Annotated in this window: 21 protein-coding genes; 8 read left to right on the top strand and 13 right to left on the bottom strand. The window is 59.0% G+C overall.

From position 1 onward, the window contains the following. Positions 1-317 precede the first annotated feature (317 nt). Entirely contained in the window at positions 318-1,196 is an 879-nt protein-coding gene (locus tag NTD87_RS02500; protein WP_262111644.1) for a LysR family transcriptional regulator, read from the bottom strand. A 99-nt stretch (positions 1,197-1,295) separates the two neighbouring features. On the opposite strand from NTD87_RS02500, the gene gstA reads away from it, so the two are divergent. Beyond that, on the top strand, positions 1,296-1,904 hold the full coding sequence (gene gstA, locus NTD87_RS02495; protein WP_262111643.1) for a glutathione transferase GstA: 609 nt from the start codon (positions 1,296-1,298) through the stop codon (positions 1,902-1,904). 26 nt (positions 1,905-1,930) lie between these two features. Here the strand turns inward: gstA and NTD87_RS02490 are convergent, their stop codons facing one another. From NTD87_RS02490 to NTD87_RS02475, 4 genes are all read right to left on the bottom strand, one after another. Further along, a complete protein-coding gene (locus NTD87_RS02490) occupies positions 1,931-2,944 on the bottom strand; it encodes an ABC transporter substrate-binding protein (RefSeq protein WP_262111642.1) in 1,014 nt (337 codons plus the stop codon). Beyond that, positions 2,941-3,486 (bottom strand): sigma-70 family RNA polymerase sigma factor, encoded by a 546-nt coding sequence (locus tag NTD87_RS02485; RefSeq protein WP_262111641.1) that lies wholly within the window; start codon positions 3,484-3,486, stop codon positions 2,941-2,943. Before NTD87_RS02485 ends, NTD87_RS02490 begins: the two co-directional genes overlap by 4 nt. A gap of 153 nt (positions 3,487-3,639) precedes the next feature. Further along, entirely contained in the window at positions 3,640-4,431 is a 792-nt protein-coding gene (locus tag NTD87_RS02480; protein WP_262111639.1) for a phosphate/phosphite/phosphonate ABC transporter substrate-binding protein, read from the bottom strand. 9 nt (positions 4,432-4,440) lie between these two features. After that, a complete protein-coding gene (locus NTD87_RS02475; RefSeq protein WP_262111637.1) occupies positions 4,441-5,382 on the bottom strand; it encodes a fatty acid desaturase in 942 nt (313 codons plus the stop codon). A gap of 360 nt (positions 5,383-5,742) precedes the next feature. On the opposite strand from NTD87_RS02475, the gene NTD87_RS02470 reads away from it, so the two are divergent. Continuing rightward, complete coding sequence (locus NTD87_RS02470) at positions 5,743-6,168, top strand: GNAT family N-acetyltransferase (RefSeq protein ID WP_262111635.1); 426 nt, start codon at positions 5,743-5,745, stop codon at positions 6,166-6,168. Here the strand turns inward: NTD87_RS02470 and def are convergent. Together def and NTD87_RS02460 are read right to left on the bottom strand one after the other, a co-directional pair. Continuing rightward, positions 6,165-6,704 carry a peptide deformylase gene (def, locus tag NTD87_RS02465; protein WP_262111633.1) on the bottom strand — a complete coding sequence of 180 codons (540 nt, stop codon included), beginning with the start codon at positions 6,702-6,704 and terminating at the stop codon, positions 6,165-6,167. The two genes, NTD87_RS02470 and def, sit on opposite strands and share 4 nt — an antisense overlap. Before the next feature lie 2 nt (positions 6,705-6,706). Further along, positions 6,707-7,651 (bottom strand): YihY/virulence factor BrkB family protein, encoded by a 945-nt coding sequence (locus NTD87_RS02460; RefSeq protein ID WP_262111631.1) that lies wholly within the window; start codon positions 7,649-7,651, stop codon positions 6,707-6,709. Between the two features lie 290 nt (positions 7,652-7,941). Between NTD87_RS02460 and NTD87_RS02455 the strand changes: the two genes are divergently transcribed. After that, complete coding sequence (locus NTD87_RS02455; protein WP_262111630.1) at positions 7,942-8,319, top strand: hypothetical protein; 378 nt, start codon at positions 7,942-7,944, stop codon at positions 8,317-8,319. 186 nt (positions 8,320-8,505) lie between these two features. Here the strand turns inward: NTD87_RS02455 and fadD1 are convergent, their stop codons facing one another. After that, positions 8,506-10,206 carry a long-chain-fatty-acid--CoA ligase FadD1 gene (gene fadD1, locus NTD87_RS02450; protein WP_262111628.1) on the bottom strand — a complete coding sequence of 567 codons (1,701 nt, stop codon included), beginning with the start codon at positions 10,204-10,206 and terminating at the stop codon, positions 8,506-8,508. Positions 10,207-10,580: 374 nt separating this feature from the next. Continuing rightward, positions 10,581-12,269 carry a long-chain-fatty-acid--CoA ligase FadD2 gene (fadD2, locus tag NTD87_RS02445; protein WP_262111627.1) on the bottom strand — a complete coding sequence of 563 codons (1,689 nt, stop codon included), beginning with the start codon at positions 12,267-12,269 and terminating at the stop codon, positions 10,581-10,583. Between the two features lie 229 nt (positions 12,270-12,498). On the opposite strand from fadD2, the gene NTD87_RS02440 reads away from it, so the two are divergent. The 4 genes from NTD87_RS02440 to NTD87_RS02425 all read left to right on the top strand — a co-directional run bounded on the left by NTD87_RS02440 (position 12,499) and on the right by NTD87_RS02425 (position 15,514). Beyond that, entirely contained in the window at positions 12,499-13,443 is a 945-nt protein-coding gene (locus tag NTD87_RS02440; RefSeq protein ID WP_262111626.1) for an alpha/beta hydrolase, read from the top strand. A gap of 42 nt (positions 13,444-13,485) precedes the next feature. Next, the gene (locus NTD87_RS02435) at positions 13,486-13,956 is read left to right on the top strand and encodes a MaoC family dehydratase (protein WP_071553717.1); all 471 of its coding nucleotides are present in this window, start codon (positions 13,486-13,488) and stop codon (positions 13,954-13,956) included. A 119-nt stretch (positions 13,957-14,075) separates the two neighbouring features. Next, on the top strand, positions 14,076-14,312 hold the full coding sequence (locus tag NTD87_RS02430) for a DUF3820 family protein (RefSeq protein ID WP_262111622.1): 237 nt from the start codon (positions 14,076-14,078) through the stop codon (positions 14,310-14,312). 20 nt (positions 14,313-14,332) lie between these two features. After that, positions 14,333-15,514, top strand: a complete 1,182-nt coding sequence (locus NTD87_RS02425) for an aminotransferase class V-fold PLP-dependent enzyme (RefSeq protein WP_262111621.1) — start codon at positions 14,333-14,335, stop codon at positions 15,512-15,514. A 42-nt stretch (positions 15,515-15,556) separates the two neighbouring features. Here the strand turns inward: NTD87_RS02425 and NTD87_RS02420 are convergent, their stop codons facing one another. The 4 genes from NTD87_RS02420 to zwf form a co-directional block, all read right to left on the bottom strand. Next, complete coding sequence (locus NTD87_RS02420; RefSeq protein ID WP_262111619.1) at positions 15,557-16,282, bottom strand: intradiol ring-cleavage dioxygenase; 726 nt, start codon at positions 16,280-16,282, stop codon at positions 15,557-15,559. Between the two features lie 396 nt (positions 16,283-16,678). Further along, positions 16,679-17,344, bottom strand: a complete 666-nt coding sequence (locus NTD87_RS02415; protein ID WP_262111618.1) for a bifunctional 4-hydroxy-2-oxoglutarate aldolase/2-dehydro-3-deoxy-phosphogluconate aldolase — start codon at positions 17,342-17,344, stop codon at positions 16,679-16,681. 17 nt (positions 17,345-17,361) lie between these two features. Further along, positions 17,362-18,075, bottom strand: a complete 714-nt coding sequence (gene pgl / locus NTD87_RS02410; RefSeq protein WP_262111617.1) for a 6-phosphogluconolactonase — start codon at positions 18,073-18,075, stop codon at positions 17,362-17,364. Next, entirely contained in the window at positions 18,062-19,531 is a 1,470-nt protein-coding gene (zwf, locus tag NTD87_RS02405) for a glucose-6-phosphate dehydrogenase (RefSeq protein ID WP_262111616.1), read from the bottom strand. The genes pgl and zwf overlap by 14 nt, the downstream gene beginning before the upstream one ends. A 206-nt stretch (positions 19,532-19,737) precedes the next feature. Between zwf and NTD87_RS02400 the strand changes: the two genes are divergently transcribed. Further along, positions 19,738-20,598, top strand: a complete 861-nt coding sequence (locus tag NTD87_RS02400; RefSeq protein ID WP_178098709.1) for a MurR/RpiR family transcriptional regulator — start codon at positions 19,738-19,740, stop codon at positions 20,596-20,598. Positions 20,599-20,668 lie beyond the last annotated feature (70 nt).

The following is a 20,668-nucleotide window of genomic DNA, read 5'->3' as shown; positions in this document are numbered from 1 at the left end:
AATCGGAGAGTCCTTAAAGCAACGCCCTTATCAAGCCATCCTTTTCTTGACGCCCCGCACAGGGGGCCGACCCAACATTCACAAGTAACTCCCTCTAATAAACATTCCCTTTCACCGGGGTGCCTTTAGTTGCGCACTCTTACCCACGATTCACCGTTCAACTTACTGCCGGCCACAAAGCGCTGACTCAAGCACAATCAGCCTGAGGCATTGACACTTTCATGCTTCATATTTCAACCGACATAAGTAGTTACGAGTGAGCATAGACAGCAACGCTACGGATGCAAGGCCATCAATAGGCCATCCTTTACCGACGGTCAGATAACCGCAGGTTGGAGCATCGCCAGCAGCGCCTGTACCGCCGCAGACGGTTCCCTGAGCGGTGTGGCGACCAGCGCAAACTCTCGATGAACGGGCACCGCCAATGGCAGCACCCGCAACCCCTTGCGATGGGTCGGCAAGGTCATTTCCGGAACCAGCGTCACCCCGACGTTTTCCCGAACCAGCGTGAACGCACTGCCCCACTCTCGAACTTCAACCCGTACATCAAGCAGCGCCAGGCCAGCATCCGCTGCCAGGCTGCGGGCATTGACGCTACAACCACCCGTGGCCAACACAAACGGCTGTTCGACCAACTCCGCCAGCATCAACCCGTGCTCGTGGGTTCGGCGAGCCAATGGATTCGCAATCGGCAGCACCGCGACCCAGGTATCGCGCCCCAATATTCCGGCATTGCGCTCAGGTGGCGGATTGAGCACCACGCCCAGATCAATCAAGCCAGTACTGAGCAAGGCTTCGACTTCGTTGTCGCTAACCTCCAGCGCTACCACCTGAATACCGGGGTAAAGCTGTTTGAACTGGCGTAACAGTGGCGGCAGAAAAGTCGCGAGCACCATCGGGAAACTGGCCAGGCGGATCGTGCCACGCTGAATATCCCGAGCCGCATCGGTAGTGGCCCGGATGATCCCGAGAGCCTGGAGCATCACCCGCGCCTGTTCGATCACTTGCGCACCGACGGCGGTCGGCAAGGTCTGACGGTTTTCCCGGACAAACAGTTGAACGCCGAGCATGTCCTCAAGCAGCGCCAACGCCTGGCTGGCGCCCGACTGAGTCATGCCAACCTGCTCGGCTGCGCGGGTGATGTTGCCCGTGTCGGCGATGGCCACCAGCATCCGCCAATGCATCAGGTTCATCATGGCAGTAGCTGTCCTTATGGCTGATGTCTGAAAGATTAATTGTACGAAGTGCGCGGGCGACTATGACACTGATCAAAATCCTCACCTAGAGCCCTGATCATGAAGTTGTACTTTTCGCCTCAAGCCTGCTCCCTCGCACCGCACATTGTTCTGCGCGAACTGCAACTGGCATTCGAACTGGTCCGCGTCGACAACCGCACCAAGAAGACCCGGGACGGCGCCGACTTTCTTGCGATCAACCCGAAAGGCTATGTCGCAGCGCTGCAACTGGATAACGGCGATGTGCTGACCGAGGGACCGGCAATCCTGCAATACCTGGCCGATCTTCGCCCCCTTGCCGGCCTTGCACCGGCGTGCGGATCCTGGGAAAGAGTGCGTTTGCAGGAACTACTGAACTTCATTTCGAGTGAGATTCACGGTGGCCTGGGACTGCTGTTCAATGCGCAGTTTCCTGATGAGGTAAAAGCGCTCTTCAAGGAGAAACTGTTCAAGCGGTTTGCCGTTCTGACCCAGACACTGGAACTACAGGAATACCTGCTGGGCGAGCGCTTCAGCATCGCTGACGCCTATCTGTTCACTGTGCTGCGTTGGACTTCTTTGTTTGATATCGACCTGAAGCAATGGCCGTCGCTGGAACGTTTTCAGGCGCGGATTGGCTCACGGCCCGCCGTGGGCGAAGCGCTGGCGGCGGAAGTGGCGCACGCCTGAAGACTCACCGCCCACCCACAACTGCGTCACAAACTGCTGCTGACTTTCGTCGCGACCTGCGCCGGCACCCAGCCTTGCCACACCTGCGGTTGTTCGCGCAGGAAGGCTTGTGCGACTTCACGCGGTTTTTGGTGTTTTTCGCTCATTTGGCCGAGGGTCTGGTTCAGCAAATCGATCGGCACATCAACCTTCTCGAAGAACGCCACCAGATCCGGGTAGTGGGCCTTGAACGGTGCCGAGACGCCGATGGCCAGGTTGGCCGGCATCGAACGCGTCCCTTTGGGGTGCGGGTTGTTGACGTCGGCCAGGGTCTTCCAGGCCTCGGCGTCGAAGGTCGGTTCGTCGAGCTTTACCAGTTTGAAGCGTCCCAACAACGGTGTCGGTGACCAGTAGTAGAAGAGCACCGGTTTGCCACGACGAATCGACGAGCTGATCTCTGCATCCAGCGCCGCGCCCGAGCCGGTGCGAAAGTTGACGAAGTTCTCGGTCAGGCCATAAGCCTTGAGCTTCTGGCTGTTGACGATCTCCGACGTCCAACCGGTCGGGCTGTTCAGGAAACGCCCGCGCGTCGGGTCTTCCGGATCACGAAACACGTCCTTGTAGCGCGCCAGATCAGCCACCGATTTCAGCTCCGGCGCCAGCGGTTTGATCCCGCGTTCAGGGTCGCCCTTGACCACGTATTCCGGCACCCACCACCCTTCGGTGGCGCCTTTGACCGTATCGCCCAGGCCGAACACTTTGCCTTCGGCCTGAGCCTTGATCCAGGCCGGACTGCGCCCGGCCCACTCCTCGCCGATGACCTGAATGTCATCCTTGGCCAGTGCCGTTTCAAGGCTGACGGTGCTGCCCGGCAGCGTGTCGGTCGGGTAGCCGTAACCTTTCTCGACGATCAACCTCAGGATCTCGGTGATCAGGCTGCCGCTTTCCCAGGTGATGTCACCAAAGTGGATGGGCGCGACATTTTCTGCGGCGCGAGCCTGTGTCGCCACAAGGCTCAAGACCAGCAGCGAACTGCCGAGCCAGGTTTTGATTGATCTCATGCGGACCTCTGCAAAGTGGGGGGTGTGAGCAATAGTTGATGGGCGTTGCGCTGGCAAAGCGCCTGGCAGCGGGTCATATAGACGCTGACCGAACGCTGGGAGATGCCCAGTTCGGTGGCAATTTGCGGGTAAGTCAGGCCTTCGAGCCGCGATAACAGGAACGTCGCCCTGACCTTGCCCGGCAAGCGGTCAAGCGCCTGATCGAGAACGCTCAGGGTCTGCCACTGCTGCGTCAAGTCTTCCGGTGACGGCCCAAGGCCTGGCTGAATGTGCTGCAACTGATCGAGGTGTACGCGCTCGCGGTCCCGTCGGTACCAGAGACGATAAATCACCCGCTGAGCCAGGGTGGTCAGCAAGGCACGGGGCTGTTGGATCGGCGCCAGGTTCGGCGAGTCGAGGAGCTGCACAAAGGCCTCGGCGGCGACGTCTTCGGCGCTGATGCCCGCGTCGAGGTAGCCGCGCAAGCGACTGCACAGCCAAACATAATGACTGCGAAACAATCCGCCCACGTATTCGCTGTGAGAAAGGTCGGTGCCGGACATGGAGGCTCCAATAAATAGGGTTGCGCTGGATGTCCGGTGGTCCGGTGCAGCGATCCTAGCAAGGAGCCTTATTCTTTAATAATACTTAAAAACTATTTTTATATATTTTTTAGAAATATAAATGTTCACGTTGCCCCGCGCTCGCTTCAACCCTCAGCGCAAGTGTCCAAACCCAAGTTCTTCGGCCTCTTGCTGGTAATCGAGGATGATCTGGTAGTCGCTTTCAGTGGCCGGTAAAACCTCGCTGAGCCCCAGGGTCTCAGTCACCTCAGGCAGTTCATTCAACGTTTGATTCATCACCTCGCGAAGGTGCTCGACGTGATCATCCGTCAGGCTTGCGAGGCCGATATACGGCAAGGTCGGGCTGAATGCACTGCGCGCCACCACCTGTAAGCCTTCGACTTCCTGCGGCGCATGCCGCGCCAGATAAGCAAAGGTCACGCTGTCGATGGCCGCAAGGTCCGCGCGCCCGTCTCGCAGCCAGCGCATGCTTTCCCGGTGGCTGCCGCTGACCGCGACGCCGGAGAAAAACTGACCATTGCGTTGCAACGGAGCGATGCGGTGGCGCAGCAGATTCATACCACTGTTGGAGTCCTCGCCATTGATCACCGCTCGACAACCCAGCAGCGCCGGCAAGGTCCGGCGCGGGTCATCGGCACGGATCAGCAGCACGCTGCAATGGCTACCGCCGCTGCTGTCGGGCAGTTCATAGCGTGGTCGACCAATCACCCGCACCTGCCCGCGCAACGCCGTCATCAGTGGGTAGCCACAGGTCTGAGTGAGCAGCAAGTGTGGCGCCCGCCAAAGCGCCATCAACGACAGGCCTTCAGCACTCAAGCGGGTGGCGCCGAGCCGCTCGACGATGCGGCCCAGCCATCGTTCATTAGCCAGGCGTATGGGCTCGGGGGCGACGTACATCAGTAACTCTGCAAAACCTGAAGTCATGCTCGGTTCTCAACTGAAAGGATGCTGAGGGCTGTCCACGGGCCTGAGCCCGTGCTGACGCAACAGCTCACCATAGCCGCTCACCAGAAACCCGCCACTGCGTGCCTGCCATTGCTCGCGCCGCGCGCGATAGACCTGCGGCAAATAGAACCACGGCAAGCCCGGCAGATCGTGATGCACCAGGTGCAGGTTCAGGTTGAGGAACAACCAGCGCCAAGGCCACGCCGCCTCGTTGAGCACGGTGCGTTTTTGCGACTCGGGATGCGGGCGATGTTCATAGTAGGAACGGATCGCCCCTACCGACAACGCCGGCACGCTGATCAACAACAGGTAATGCCAGACGGGAACAATGCTGTACCGAGCGATGAACGCCAGCATCAGCACGGTCAACGCGCCGTGGGTCAGCCACATCAACCAGGCCTGGCGATCCCCCTGGCGCAGGCGCTGGAACTCCTCTCTGGCCAGCGCCAGCAAAGCCAGCGGCGCACCGACGGCGAAACGCCCCAGCACGGTTTTGTTCAGCCAGAGCAAGCTACGCTCGAACACTGAACTGCCCTGCCACTGCTGTGCACTCACGTAGCGACTTTCTGGGTCGCGGCCCGGTAACGTCAAGTCTTCGTCACGGTGATGCACAAGGTGGCTGTCGCGGTACAGGGTGTACGGATACCAGACCGCAAAAGGCGCGTAGCCGAGGAGTTTGTTCAACGCAGTAAAGCGCGTCGGGTGCCCATGCAGCAGCTCATGCTGGACCGACATCCACAGCACTACAATCGGTATCAACAGCAACGTACTCAGCCACACTCCCAGCCAGGCACTGGCCAGCAGCACGCCAAACCAGGCAGCGTAGACGCCGATCAGCAGCAGCCAGGTCGGCCATTCGCTGCGACCGGCAAACGTTCGGCGCAGGGTTTCGATTTCTTCACGCAGGTTTTGATCAAGGTAATGGGGCATGGCTCGGCTCAGAAGAGGATAAGCCAACAGACGAATGTTGGCCTTATCCCCTTCTGTGCAGCGGCGCAGGGAAATCTTGCAGATCGATGGGTTATTTGCTTGGAAGTGAACGCGGAGCCCGATTGCCGGGCTCCGTCAAAGCGGGCTCAGTGCCCGAACACACCGACCTTTTTGGCCTTTTTGTCAGCGCGTTTTTCAACGGCGGTCTTGGTCGGTTTCTTTTTCGCCGCTTTCTTCGAATCCATGCCTTTGCTCATGATGCACGCTCCATCAACTGGGAATATGAGATCAGGTATACACCTATCTCGCAGCGTTGGTTCTTTTATAATAGGCGCATTTTTCGCAGTGACCCTCTCGCACATGCCCAACACCCAGTACACCCAGCTTGCCGAGCCGCTGTGGCCTTTGCTGAACAAGTTCTACCGTACTCATCAGTCATCGATGAAAGCCGTTCGCGACGCTCAACTGTGGGTGGGCAAGCGCGGCGAGATCATCGCCGGGCTCTGTTTACGGCCAATGGCAGAGGGGTTTTGGTTGACGGGGCTATTTGTCGACCCGGCCTTGCGGGGACAAGGTATTGCGGCGGCGTTGATGGCCCAGGCGCTATTGCCGATCACGGCACCGGTGTGGCTGTTCTGCCACCCGGACTTGCGCGCTTTTTATGAACGCAATGGTTTCACTGCAAACCCATTGCTGCCCTATGCACTGGCCGAGCGTCTGGCTCGCTACAACCGCAGCAAGCCGATGATTGCCATGGGCCGAGTGTTGGGGATCAGCCCGGTTTAGTCGTCTGCCGCGGGGTCCAAGTCTGGGAACATCACCTCGGTAAACCCGAACTTGCGAAAGTCAGTGATCCGCGACGGGTACAACCGGCCGATCAGGTGATCGCATTCGTGCTGCACCACACGGGCGTGGAAACCCGAGGCAATTCGTACGATCGGCTCGCCCTTGGGATCGAGGCCTTCATAGCGAATGTGCTGATAACGCTCCACGGCACCGCGCAGTCCCGGCACCGACAGGCAACCCTCGAAGCCCTCTTCCAGCGTCGGATCAAGCGGGGTAATCAACGGATTGATCAGGATCGTTTGCGGTACGGCGTCGGCGTCCGGGTAACGTTCGCTGTGTTCGAAGCCGAAGATCACCAGTTGCAGGTCGACACCAATCTGCGGGGCCGCCAGGCCAACGCCGCCGACGCTTTCCATGGTCTGGAACATGTCGTCGATCAACTGCCACAGCTCGGGGCTGTCGAACATGTCGGCCGGTACCGGCGCAGCGATGCGCAGCAGGCGCTCATCGCCCATTTTGAGAATTTCACGGATCATCGTCAGGCTTCGTCAGTGGTCGGTTTGAGCGAGTGGTCCCGGCCCAGTCCCGAAACGTGTTGTTTTTCGTCGTGTTCGCCGAAGTCCTTTTCGCCAGGATTCTTGCCTTCGGTCGACATGTGATCGATCACCGCGTTCATCTCCGCGCCAAGCAACAGCACCGCAGCGGAAATATAGAAGTACAGCAACAGCACGATGATCGCGCCGATACTGCCATACATGGCGTTGTAGTTGGCGAAGGTTTTGACGTAAAAACCAAAGCCCAGGGAAGCGATGATCCACACCACCACAGCCAGCACCGAGCCTGGGGTTATGAAGCGAAACTTCTGCTTCACATCAGGCATCACGTAGTACATCAATGCGACTGCGACCATTAGCAGGACCACGATCACCGGCCAGCGCAAAATCGTCCATAGGGTGACGATGAACTCTTCCATGCCGATCTGCGACGCAATCCATTCCATCACCTGTGGCCCCAGCACCATCAATGCTGCAGCGACCAGCAGCATGCCGGCGATACCCACGGTGTAGAAAACCGACAGCGGAAAGCGCTTCCAGATCGGCCGGCCTTCGACCACATCGTAGGCGGCGTTCATCGCGCTCATCATCAACCGCACACCTGCCGAGGCGGTCCACAGGGCAATGACGATACCCACCGAGAGCAATCCACCCTTGGATTGCTGGAGCTGGTCGATCACCGGGTTCACTTGCTCCAGCGCTTGCGGCGGCAATACCAGTTCCGACTGAAGGCGCAGCCAGGTAAAGAAGTCCGGCAGGTGCAGGAAACCGATCAGGGCAATCAGAAACAGAATGAAGGGAAACAACGAGAACAACATCTGATAGGCCAGCGCCGAGGCATACGTCGACATCTCGTCATCGATGAACTCGGTGACGGTGCGCAACATCACGCGGTGCAGGGGCAAGCCTTTCAAATCCGGGAATATCATAGCGTCTCCTTTCGCCGCAAAAAGGTTGAAGTCGGGGGCGACTCAAGGGCCGTTTTCTACATCAAAGTAACCTGTTTGGCAGCTTTGAGACAATTTCGCAGGGGAGTTAATTAACCATAGTCGCCATGAAAACGGCCATCCGCAGGTGGGCGTTGCACAACGTTTCATTTATTTTCATCAAGTCATTTCATCAGCAAAGACAGGTTGGGCTTTATGTTTGCCAGCCAACCCCCGAGAATGCGCAACGTATTCAGGCCGTGGCGCTGAAGATCCAATCCCGTAGGAACGTTATGAAACTCGATAAAAAGCAGGCCATTGCCCGCAGAAACCAGGAACTCGGCGGTGCAGTGCTTGGCGTCAACAACTGCCATTTCAGCGAATTGAACCGCAACCGCAATATCTGGTGGTTTGATATCCCGGTGGCTCGTCTGGCCATTGGTCAGTACGAATGGGTTCATCTGCTGATGCACACGCCAGCCACCGACGAACTGCTGCACCTGAAAGTGCCGACAGTGTTCCTGCGCGAGAAGCTCGAAGGCCTGGTAGTGCGCAATGAAGGCAAGCGCAAGGCAGCCTTGAGCCTGGAACTGAGCGCCGACAAGGACTCGTACCTTCAGGACATGCGCCCGGCCGGTACCAACGTCAATTTCGCGCCGTTCCGCCTGTAAGCGTCGATCCCTGTGGCGAGGGAGCTTGCTCCCGCTGGGACGCGAAGCGTCCCCAAAACCAAGCGGCGTCTATTCAGTATCTGAATGACGACTGCTTCGCAGCCGAGCGGGAGCAAGCCCCCTCGCCACAAAGGCAATCCAGGTATCGCTGAAAACAAAAAGCCCCGCATCTGCGGGGCTTTTGTTTTACGCGCCTACCTTCTTCACGCCGAGCTTCTTCAGCTCTTCGTCGCGCAACTCACGACGCAGGATCTTGCCCACGTTGGTGGTCGGCAGTGCATCGCGGAATTCGACGGATTTCGGCACTTTATAGCCGGTGACGTTGGCACGCATGTGCGTCATCACCTGCTCTTTGGTCAGGGTGACACCCGGTTTGGCGACGATGAAAATCTTGATCGCCTCGCCCGACTTCTCGTCCGGCACGCCAATGGCCGCGCATTGCAGCACGCCCGGCAAGGTGGCCAGCACGTCTTCAAGCTCATTCGGGTAGACGTTGAAACCGGAGACCAGAATCATGTCTTTCTTGCGATCGACAATGCGCATGTAGCCGTCTGGCTGGATCAGCGCGATGTCACCGGTCTTCAACCAGCCTTCGCTGTCGAGGATCTCGTCGGTGGCTTCCTGGCGCTGCCAGTAGCCCTTCATCACTTGCGGACCTTTCACGCACAGTTCACCGATTTCGCCCAGCGGCTGTTCAACGCCGGCGTCATCGATGACTTTGCACAGGGTCGACGGCACCGGAATACCGATCGTGCCCACCTGAATGTTCTGGTTTGGATTGACGGTGGCCACCGGGCTGGTTTCGGTCATGCCGTAGCCTTCGCAGATGGCGCAACCGGTCACCGCTTTCCAGCGTTCGGCAGCGGCCAGTTGCAGGGCCATGCCACCGGACAAGGTGATTTTCAGGCCTGAGAAATCCAGCTTGCGGAACGCTTCGTTGTTGCACAGAGCCACAAACAAGGTGTTCAGGCCGACAAAACCGCTGAACTTCCACTTCGACAGCTCCTTAACCATCGCCGGCAGGTCGCGCGGGTTGCTGATCAGGATGTTGTGGTTGCCGATCAGCATCATCGCCATGCAATGAAAGGTGAAGGCATAGATGTGGTACAGCGGCAGCGGCGTGATGAGGATTTCGCAACCTTCATTCAGGTTGGAACCCATAAGTGCCCTGCACTGCATCATGTTCGCCACCAGGTTGCGGTGGGTCAGCATTGCACCCTTGGCCACGCCGGTGGTGCCGCCGGTGTATTGCAGCACGGCAACGTCGCTGCTGGCCGGGTTGGCTTCGGTCACGGGCTGGCCGTGGCCTTTGCTCAACACGTCATTGAACTTGACGGCCTTGGGCAGATGGAACGCCGGGACCATCTTCTTCACGTACTTGATGACGCTGTTGATCAGCAGGCGCTTGAGCGGTGGCAGCAGGTCGGCCACTTCGGTGACGATAACGTGCTTGACGCCCGTCTTGGGCACCACGGTCTCGGCCAGGTGCGCCATGTTCGCCAGGCACACCAGCGCCTTGGCGCCGGAATCGTTGAATTGGTGTTCCATTTCCCGCGCGGTGTACAGCGGGTTGGTGTTGACCACGATCAAGCCGGCGCGGATAGCACCAAACACGGCGACCGGGTATTGCAGCAGGTTTGGCAGTTGCACGGCGATTCGATCGCCTGGCTGCAAATCGGTATGCTGTTGCAGGTAAGCGGCAAAAGCACCCGACAATTCGTACAGCTCACCGTAGGTGAGTGTCTTGCCGAGGTTACTAAAGGCCGGTTTGTTGGCGAAGCGTTGGCAGGATTGCTTTAACACTGCCTGAATATTCGGATACTCGTCTGGATTGATGTCGGCAGCAATTCCAGCTGGGTACTTATCCTTCCAAAAGTCTTCGATCATGGAAGCCCACTCCTCAGCAACGCGAATTCTTCACCGCATTTGATGCGATTATTATTGGTGTGTGTTTTGTATTGATGACTTTTTGTTGATGGATCCGGCTTTTACATAGGCCGAGAAGTCACAAAGCGCGCCGAGAGTAGCAGCTTTGCCAAGGGCCTACTAGAGCCAAAGAAAGCCCCTATAGTCACTTTCATGACTCAAGACAATTCAATAGTCAATTTTAGAGTAAAGGTTCTATACAGACCTTAAACCCCTCTGGAATCGGCGTTTCACCCCCCAAAAAGCATCGCGGGCAAGCCCGCTCCCACAAGGTCACCGTTGATCCCTGTGGGAGCGGGCTTGCCCGCGAATGCGCGAAGCGCAGCCTTCAGGAATTACGCGATATCGCGCAGCTCCCGTCGCAATATCTTGCCCACGGGTGTCATCGGCAGCGACTCGCGCAGCACGATGTGTTTGGGCACCTTGTAGGCGGTGAAGTTTTCCTTGCAGTAGGCCTTCAGCTCTTCAAGGCTGATACCCGCTTCACGCGCCACCACAAACAGTTTCACCGCTTCCCCGGAGCGTTCGTCCGGCACACCGATCACCGCGCAGTTGGCAACTTTCGGGTGCGCCATGACCACATCTTCGATCTCGTTCGGGTACACGTTGAAACCCGAGACAATGATCATGTCTTTCTTGCGATCGACAATCCGCACAAAACCATCGGGGTCGATCACCGCAATGTCGCCGGACTTGAACCACCCCTCGGCATCCAGCACTTCGGCGGTGGCCTCGGGCTTCTGCCAGTAACCTTTCATGATCTGCGGGCCCTTGATACAGAGCTCGCCGCGCTCACCCAAGGGCTGCTCGACGCCTTCGTCGTTGATGACTTTCAACGTAGTGCCCGGCACTGGCAGGCCGACCGTGCCAATCCGTGATTTGTCGCCATACGGGTTGGTGCAGGCCACCGGCGAGGTTTCGGTCAGGCCGTAGCCTTCGGTGATCCGGCAACCGGTCATTTGTTCCCAGCGCTCGGCGGTAGCCTTGACCAACGCGGTACCGCCGGAGTTGGTCAATTTGAGGCTGGAGAAGTCCAGGGTCTTGAAGTCCGGATGATCCATCAGTGCGACGAACAGCGTGTTAAGCCCCAGCAGCGCCGAGAACCGCCAGTTTTTCAGTTCTTTGATGAAGCCGGCGATATCCCGCGGATTGGTGATCAGCACATTGTGGTTGCCGGTCACCATCATGCACATGCAGTTCGCCGTGAAGGCATAGATGTGGTACAGCGGCAGCGGCGCGATCATCACTTCCTGACCTTCACGCAACAGCGGTTTGCCATCGCTGCCGAACTGGCCGAGACAGGCACGGGCCTGCTGCATGTTGGCGACCAGGTTGCCGTGGGTCAGCATCGCGCCCTTGGCCAGGCCAGTGGTACCGCCGGTGTATTGCAGCACGGCGACATCGTCGAGGCTGACCTTCAATGGCTTGATGCTCTGGCCGCGGCCCAGGCGCAACGCACTCTTGAAGGAAATCGCCCGCGGCAGGTCGTAGGCCGGCACCATTTTCTTGACCTTGTCGACCACGGTGTTGATCAGCCAACCCTTGGCGGTCGGCATCAGATCGCCCATCTTCGCTTCAATCAGGTACTGGATCTCGGTGTCGGGCAGGACTTCCTGGACCTTCTGCCCGAACATGTTCAGGTACACCAGCGCCCGGGCACCGGAATCCTTGAACTGGTGACGCATCTCACGCGCGGTGTACAGCGGATTGGTATTGACCACGACCAGGCCGGCTCGCAGTGCACCGAACACGGCAATCGGGTAATGCAGGACATTGGGCATCTGCACCGCGATGCGATCGCCAGGCAGCAGGTCAGTCTGTGTTTGCAGGTAGCCGGCGAAGGCCGCGCTGTAGCGCTCAAGCTCCGCGTAGGTGAGCGTCACGCCCATGTTGCTGAACGCCGGACGGTCAGCGAATTTCTTGCAGGAACGCTCGAACACCTCGATCACCGACTTGTAGGCACCCAGATCGATATCATTGGGTACGCCGACCGGGCGTTTGTCATTCCAGAAATCAGGTTGCATTGTTCTTATCCTCTTTACCTGAGCGAATCCGGGGCCGCATCTCTGTGACGCTGAAAAGCGGGGCTTCTGGGACACTAGCAGTTATGGCGATTCAGGCAAATATGCGCACGAGCCTCATTGATAATGTGAATCTTGCTGCTGAGGGACACCCACATCGCACGCCCTACGGTTGATGAGTTATACAATGCAACGACGCCGCGCCTAAACAAAACCGTGCAAAGGAATCGCCATGATCCACGACACTTTCTGGTTGACCGCGAGTGACCACAGTCGACTTTTCGTCAACCAGTGGCTGCCTGAAGGCCCGCTTAACGCGGTGATCCTGCTGTCCCACGGCATGGCTGAACACAGCGCCCGTTATGCGCGTCTGGCGCAGGCTTTATGTGCCCAGGGCTACGGCGTCTATGCGCCGGACCAGCGCGGCCATGGCAAAACCGCCGAAAACGGTGTGCTCGGGCATTTTGCGGACAAGGACGGTTGGCGCAAAGTGGTCGGAGACCTGGCCTGCCTCAATCAGCACATCGGCCAACACCATCCGGGCACACCGATTGTGCTGCTCGGCCACAGCATGGGCAGCTACATCGCCCAGGCCTACCTGCTGCATCACAGTGCCAGCCTCTACGGCGCGGTGCTCAGTGGCTCGAACTTCCAGCCGGTGGCGCTGTACCGCGTGGCGAGCCTGATTGCGCGTTTCGAACGCTGGCGCCAGGGCGCTACCGGTCGCAGTGCGTTGATCGAGTGGTTGTCGTTCGGTTCATTCAACAAGGCCTTCAAGCCTCATCGCACCGCGTTCGACTGGCTCAGCCGCGACCCGGCCGAAGTCGACAAATACGTCCACGACCCGCTCTGCGGCTACCGTTGCACCAACCAGCTGTGGATCGACCTGCTCGGCGGCTTGCAGCAAATCAGCAAAGCGTCCAATCTCGCCCAGATCGATCCGGGCCTGCCGTTGCTGGTGATCGGCGGTGAATGTGATCCGGTGAGCGAAGGCAAACGTCTCAAGGCTCTGGCCCATGCGCTGCGCGAGGCCGGTAACCAGTGTATGCAACTGAACATCTACCCGCAGGCCCGGCACGAACTGTTCAACGAGAGCAACCGCGATGAAGTGACCGCGGACCTGCTCAACTGGCTGGCCCAGGCACTGAGCCATCGCCGGCCGCCCAGAACCGAATAATGCTTGGTTATTTCACTTAACTCGTCACAGGATTCAAGACACATGACCCAGGTTACCAATACCCCGTACGAAGCCCTCGAAGTCGGCCAGACCGCCAGCTACAGCAAGACCGTCGAAGAGCGCGACATTCAGTTGTTCGCGGCGATGTCCGGCGACCACAACCCGGTGCACCTGGACGCCGAGTTCGCCGCGGCGAGCATGTTCAAGGAGCGTATCGCCCACGGCATGTTCAGCGGTGCACTGATCAGCGCCGCCGTCGCCTGCGAGCTGCCTGGGCCGGGGACTATCTATATCGGTCAGCAAATGAGCTTTCAGAAACCTGTGAAGATCGGCGACACCCTGACCGTACGCCTGGAAATCCTCGAGAAGCTGCCGAAGTTCCGCGTGCGCATCGCCACTCGGGTATTCAACCAGCGCGATGAGCTAGTCGTGGATGGTGAAGCCGAGATCCTCGCACCGCGCAAACAGCAGACCGTGACCCTGCCAACATTGCCGGCTATCAGCATTGGCTGATGCCGATCGCTCCCGTTCCGAGTGCCACGCCCGGGACCGGGAGCGAGCCATTCAAGGCACAAAAAACGCCAGACTGACTGGCGTTTTTTACAGACTGTATGAATCAAGACGACTGATCGATGAATCCCGAAAAGCTCGAACTGCTGGTCACCCGCGAAATGCCCTTCGGCAAATACAAGGGTCGCATCATTGCCGACCTGCCCGGACAATACCTGAACTGGTTCGCCCGCGAGGGTTTCCCCCAGGGTGAGTTGGGTGGTTTGTTGGCCCTGATGCAGGAAATCGATCACAACGGCCTGTCCGACTTGCTCGACCCGCTGCGCGCCAAGCACGGCAAACCCAAACCTCGCCACTGATCCCCTTCACGAGTCGCTCCATGCCCGAAAACACCCGCCGCGCCCATGATGAAGCCTTTTGGCAGACGTTCGCCGACCGCTACGAGGTCCAGCCAGGTCCCATCAACCTGGAAAACGGTTACTTCGGCCGCATGTCGCGCACCGTCGTCGAGGAATATCAGCGCAACATCGAACTCATCAACCGTAGCAACTCGGTGCATGTGCGCCAGCGTTTCGAAAAGCTTGAAAGCGTGGAAATACGCGGGCAGTTGGCCGAACTCTTACGGGTACCCGCGCAAGCGGTTGCCCTGACCCGCAGCGCCTCGGACGCGCTGCAATCGCTGATTCGCAACTACAACGGTTTACAGCCGGGTGATCAGGTCCTGCTCTGCGATCTGGAATACGACACGGTCAAAAGTGCGATGCGCTGGCTGGCACACCATCGCGGTGTCGAAGTGATCGAGATCGAGCATTCCCATCCCGCCAGCTTCGAATCATTGGTCGCCAGCTACCGCGAGGCGTTCGTGCGTTACCCACGGCTCAAGCTGATGGCGCTGACCCACGTCACCCATCGCACCGGTCTGGTGATGCCGGTCAAGGCGATCGCCGCCGCGGCCAAAGAGCACGGGGTCGATGTAATCCTCGACGGTGCCCACGCCCTCGGCCAGATCGAATTCAACCTTGATGATCTGGGTATCTCCTTTGCCGGCTACAACCTGCACAAATGGATCGGCGCGCCACTGACCCTGGGGTTCATCTACATCGCCCCACAGCGCCTGGCCGATATTGATCCCGACATGGGCGAGTTTCATTTCCCGGTCACCGACATCCGCTCGCGCACGCCTTACAGCACACCCAACATCCCGGCGTTACTGACGTTACCACTGGTGTTCGAAGAGCATCGTTCCATCGGCGGCGCGGCCGCCAAAGGTGCGCGACTCAATTACCTGCGCAATCTGTGGGTCGAGGCTGTTCGCGACGTGCCGGGCATTGAAGTCATGACCCCGGATGACCAGCGACTGTATTGCGGCATCACTTCGATGCGTTTCACCCGGCAGGCCGACCAGCAAGCGATGGTCGACCGTCTGCTCAACGAGTACAGCCTGTTCACCGTAGCCCGCAGCGGCTCAGCGTGCGGCACCTGCATTCGCATTACACCGGGCCTGACCAGCACCGCACGGGACATGCATCGGGTAGCTCAAGCACTGATCGATCTGAGCTGATGTGCGGCGATGTGCACCGGGGTTTGACCGCAACCCCGGTGTTCACACGGTATAGATGTCGAAGTCTTCGGGTTTGATTTGTGCGGACATCGCGTGCTTGTCGATACCAATGGTCAACTGCCCGAAAAAACCGTCTTCCCAGGAATCACGGCCAATGGTGTGGACGTTCAATATCGAGTCCTCCCCATGCATCCGGGTAAAGAGCTCGTCCTGATCGTTGCGCAGCGGCGCAATACTGCGCCCGGAATAGTCTTTGGCGCCCAGTACCGGACGTGACGTCACTTCGGGGAGGTACAGTTGGCCGACCCAGGCCACGTGCCGTGCGTCCAGGTAATTGCTGCCGGAAACGATTCGAACGGCAACGTGGATGTGCACGCTTCGCCCTGCATAGAAGCCCGGATAAATCGTGGTAAACCTGACAACACCTTTGCGGTCGGTGAATTGCCCACCGCGCAGGTAAGTGTCGTCATCCGTACGCGGGACTGAGCCGATATCGCCGACATCGACCTCTTTATCCGGATCGATCTTGCTCCAGCCCGAATAGGCCCCTCGCGCATTGCAGTGCCAGATGTCCACCAGGGCATCCGTCACCGGCTCGCCATTTTTGACATCAATGAGGCTCAGTTTGAGCAGCAAGGGAATGCCACTGGCGCCTTCACTGATGTTCCTTCGGATCAACCTGGGGTTTCTGAAGTAAGGGCCGGCGATCTGTTCAGGGGCCAATAAACAGACTGGCTCGGGTGCCGTGATTGCTGCGTTTTCGTCCATGAGTCGCTCTCTTCCATAAGTTGCTCGCAGGATAAAGAGCTCTCCGGGGTGGGTTGCGGTAACTATGTATGCCTCTGAAGCATAGGTATCTACACAACGTTGAAATACGGTGAAGGACTACGTCCGTAGCAGCTGCCGAGCCCGCGAGGCTGCGTTCGAGGACGAAGTCCTCGCAAATCCTGCATACGCGGTTTGCCTGGAAAAACGCGTTGCCTGATTTCACGACCGCTGCGCGGCCGAACGCAGCCTCGCGGGCTCGGCAGCTGCTACGGGGGTTAGAACGAAAAAAATCGTAGATTTTCTGTAGGCAAAAAAAACGGCGCACCGACCAAGTGCGCCGTAAAGCCGTAGAACACAACTACAACGATTCTGCGTAAAAACAGCCGGTAAAACCAATCAGTCCAGCAGGGCCAGCGCCTCGGCGGTGCACTCCTGAATGCGTGCCCAGTCGCCGTTCTTGATCCACTCAGGATCAAGCATCCAGCTACCGCCGACGCACATTACGTTTTTCAGCGCCATGTAGCTCTTGATGTTGGCTGGGCCAACACCGCCAGTCGGGCAGAAGCGCACTTCGCCGAACGGGCCGCCAAGGGCTTTGATCGCTGCCACACCACCGCTGACTTCCGCCGGGAACAGCTTGAAACGGCGATAGCCCAGGGAGTAGCCCTCCATGATCCCGGAGGCATTGCTGATACCCGGCAACAAAGGAATCGGGCTGGCAACGCTGGCTTCCAGCAGGTCACGGGTAATGCCTGGCGTCACGATGAACTGCGAACCCGCGGCTTCAGCGGCGGCGAGCATGTTGCGATCAAGCACGGTGCCGGCACCGGTGACCAGCTCCGGGCGCTGCTCACGCAGAACCTGAATGGCCTTGAGACCGAACTGCGAACGCAGGGTCACTTCCAGGGCCGTCAACCCACCCGCCGCCAGGGCATCGGCCAGCGGCAAAATGTCTTGCTCGCGAGCAATGGTGATCACCGGCAAAATCCGCGCCTTGACGCAGAGGCTATCGATCAGGGCAACTTTGTCCGCCATGGAAACGGTCGGTTGGGTGTTTGTCATAGCGGCTGATCCTTGGCTCATGGGCACCAGTAAATCTCTAACGTGGGTTGCAGAAACGCGCGAATCGGCATTGCGGCGACATCGTCACCGGCCAGTGCGGCACTCAGGGTGGTCAGCTTGGACTGACCGGAAATCGAGAGAACAGTGAACTGTGCCGAGGCCAGCAGCGCGCGGCTCATGGTCAGGCGCTGATGCGGCACGGTCGGCGCCAGCATCGGCCAGCAACGGCGTGTGCCGTCGACCCGCAAGGCTTCGGCCAGGTTCGGGCTGTTGGGGAACAACGAAGCGGTGTGACCGTCGTCGCCCATCCCCAGCACGAGCACGTCGATTGTCGGCAACTCGGCAAGCAAGCGGTCGGCGTGCTGCGCAGCTTGCTCAAGGTTCGCTTGAGCGCTATAGAGGCTCAGGAACTGCGCCTGGGCCGCCGGACCTTGCAACAGGTAGCGCTTGAGCAGACCGGCATTGCTGTCGGCGTGCTCCACGGGTACCCAACGCTCGTCGGCCAGGCTGACGACCACATTCGACCAATCCAGCGCCTGTTTGGCCAAGTGCTGGAAAAACGCCACCGGGCTGCGTCCACCGGAGACCACCAGCGTCGCGGTGCCCCGCGCATCAATCGCGTCGCTCAGTTGCTTGGCCACCGTCAGTGCCAGGCCTTCGGCCAGCAGCACAGGGCTGCGAAACTCATGGGCGCTGACGCCCTGAGGCAGTTTGAATTCAGATATCGCCATACCAAGACCTCCCGTCCCGCGTGATCAGTGCAATGGAGCTCATCGGTCCCCAGGACCCGGCCGCGTACGGCTTGGGCGCATCACCGGACTTCTTCCATCCGGCGATCAACTGGTCACACCATTTCCACGCGGCTTCGATTTCATCTTTACGGACAAACAGGTTCTGATTGCCACGCATCACTTCCAGCAACAACCGCTCGTAGGCATCGGGAATCCGCGCGCTGCGATAGGTATCGGAAAAATTCAGCTGCAACGGGCCGCTGCGCAGCTGCATGCCCTTGTCCAGACCTTGTTCCTTGGTCATCACGCGCAAGGAAATACCTTCGTCCGGCTGCAGGCGGATGATCAGTTTGTTGCTGATCTGCAAGCGCTGCTCGGGGGCAAAGATGTAATGCGACGGCTCCTTGAAGTGGATGACGATCTGCGACAGCTTCTGCGGCATGCGCTTGCCGGTACGCAGGTAAAACGGTACGCCGGCCCAACGCCAGTTGCGAATATCGGCACGCAGGGCGACGAAGGTTTCGGTGTCGCTCTGGGTGTTGGAGTTTTCTTCCTCCAGATAACCCGGCACCGACTTGCCTTCGCTGTGACCGGCGATGTACTGGCCGCGCACGACCTGAGTGGTCAGGCCTTCCGGGCTGATCGGCGCCAGCGCCTTGAGCACTTTGACTTTCTCGTCACGGATGCTGTCGGCCGAGAGGTCGGCGGGCGGGTCCATGGCGATCAGGCACAGTAGCTGCAGCAGGTGGTTCTGAATCATGTCCCGTAGCTGGCCGGCCTTGTCGAAGTAACCCCAGCGGCCCTCGATCCCGACCTTCTCGGCGACGGTGATTTCCACGTGGGAAATGTAGTTCTGGTTCCACTGGGTTTCGAACAGGCTGTTGGCGAAACGCAGGGCGATCAGGTTCTGCACCGTCTCTTTGCCCAGGTAGTGGTCGATGCGATAGGTGCGATTTTCCGGGAAGTACCGCGCCACCGCATCGTTGACCTTGCGCGACGACTCCAGGTCCGAACCGATCGGTTTCTCCAGCACCACACGGGTATTTTCGCTCAGACCGACCTTCGCCAGGTTCTCGCAAATCGCGCCGTACACCGCAGCCGGCGTCGCGAAGTAGGCAATCATCCGCTGCGCCGTGCCGGCCAGTTCCGCCAAGGCGATATAGTCGTCAGTCTTGAGGAAGTCGACATGCAGGTACGTCAGACGTGCCAGGAAGCGTTCGACCACGGCTTCGTCGAGTTCCTTGTCCTCGACGTAATGGCGCAGCTCGCGGGCAATAAAGGCCAGATGCTCTTGCTCGCTGCCCGGTTCACGGGCCAGTGCGATAATACGCGTGTCTTCGTGCAGCAGACCGGCGCCATCAAGTTGGTACAAGGCAGGAAACAGCTTGCGCAGGGCCAGATCGCCCAAGGCGCCGAACAAGGCAAAGGTGCACGGTTCAACCGTAATCGAAGGCATGATGTTTGTTCTTTTATCAAGTTAAGCTACAAATACCTTTTTTTAAGGCATCGCTCAAGGAAAAATGTAGTAATAACCACAACATTTTTCCAAAATACAGATTCCAAGTGGTGGTCGGTCGGGGCCATCAGTAGGATAGGTCACCATTATGGGCCGCTTCACAGGCCCAATCTGCATAGCCGACCTAAGGAACATGAATGGACCGCGTGCGAAATTTACTGGAACAAATCCAGAATCGCCTTGCAGACCTGAACAAGGCCGAACGCAAGGTCGCCGAAGTCATCCTGCTCAACCCACAGCAGGCCACTCGCTTCAGTATTGCCGCCCTCGCCCAGGCCGCCTCGGTCAGCGAGCCGACGGTCAACCGTTTCTGCCGTTCGTTCGGTGTCAGCGGCTACCCGGAACTCAAACTGCAGCTGGCTCAAAGCCTGGCCAGCGGCGCGGCGTATGTCAGCCGTGCGGTGGAAGCGGACGACAATCCTGAAGCCTACACCCAGAAAATCTTTGGCAGCGCCATTGCTTCACTGGACAGCGCCTGCCAGGCACTGGACCCGAACCTGATCAGCCGCGCCGTGGACTTGCTGATCCAGGCCCGGCAGATCCACTTCTTCGGCCTCGGTGCGTCAGCCCCGGTGGCCCTGGATGCGCAGCACAAGTTCTTCCGCTTCAACCTGGCGGTCACCGCCCACGCCGACGTGCTGATGCAGCGGATGATTGCGTCGGTGGCCCATACCGGTGAGCTGTTCGTGATCATTTCCTACACCGGACGCACCCGTGAACTGGTGGAAGTGGCGCGCATTGCCCGCGAGAACGGTGCCTCGGTGCTTGGCCTGACTGCCGAAGGTTCGCCACTGGCCAAGGCCAGCACCCTGAGCCTGAACATCCCGCTGCCGGAAGACACCGACATCTACATGCCGATGACCTCGCGGATTATCCAGCTGACGGTACTCGACGTGCTCGCCACCGGCATGACCCTGCGCCGCGGCGTCGACTTCCAGCCGCACCTGCGCAAGATCAAGGAAAGCCTCAACGCCAGCCGGTATCCGATTGGGGATGAGTTTAACTAAGGTCGGCGAGCGAGATAAGGCGCAGGACCTGTGGGAGCGAGCCTGCTCGCGATGAGGCCATCACATTCAA

The organism is Pseudomonas sp. 6D_7.1_Bac1 (genome assembly GCF_025465945.1).
Lineage (GTDB): Bacteria > Pseudomonadota > Gammaproteobacteria > Pseudomonadales > Pseudomonadaceae > Aquipseudomonas.
Note: the sequence above shows the minus strand (reverse complement) of the source record. Positions and strands in the feature narration are given on the sequence as shown.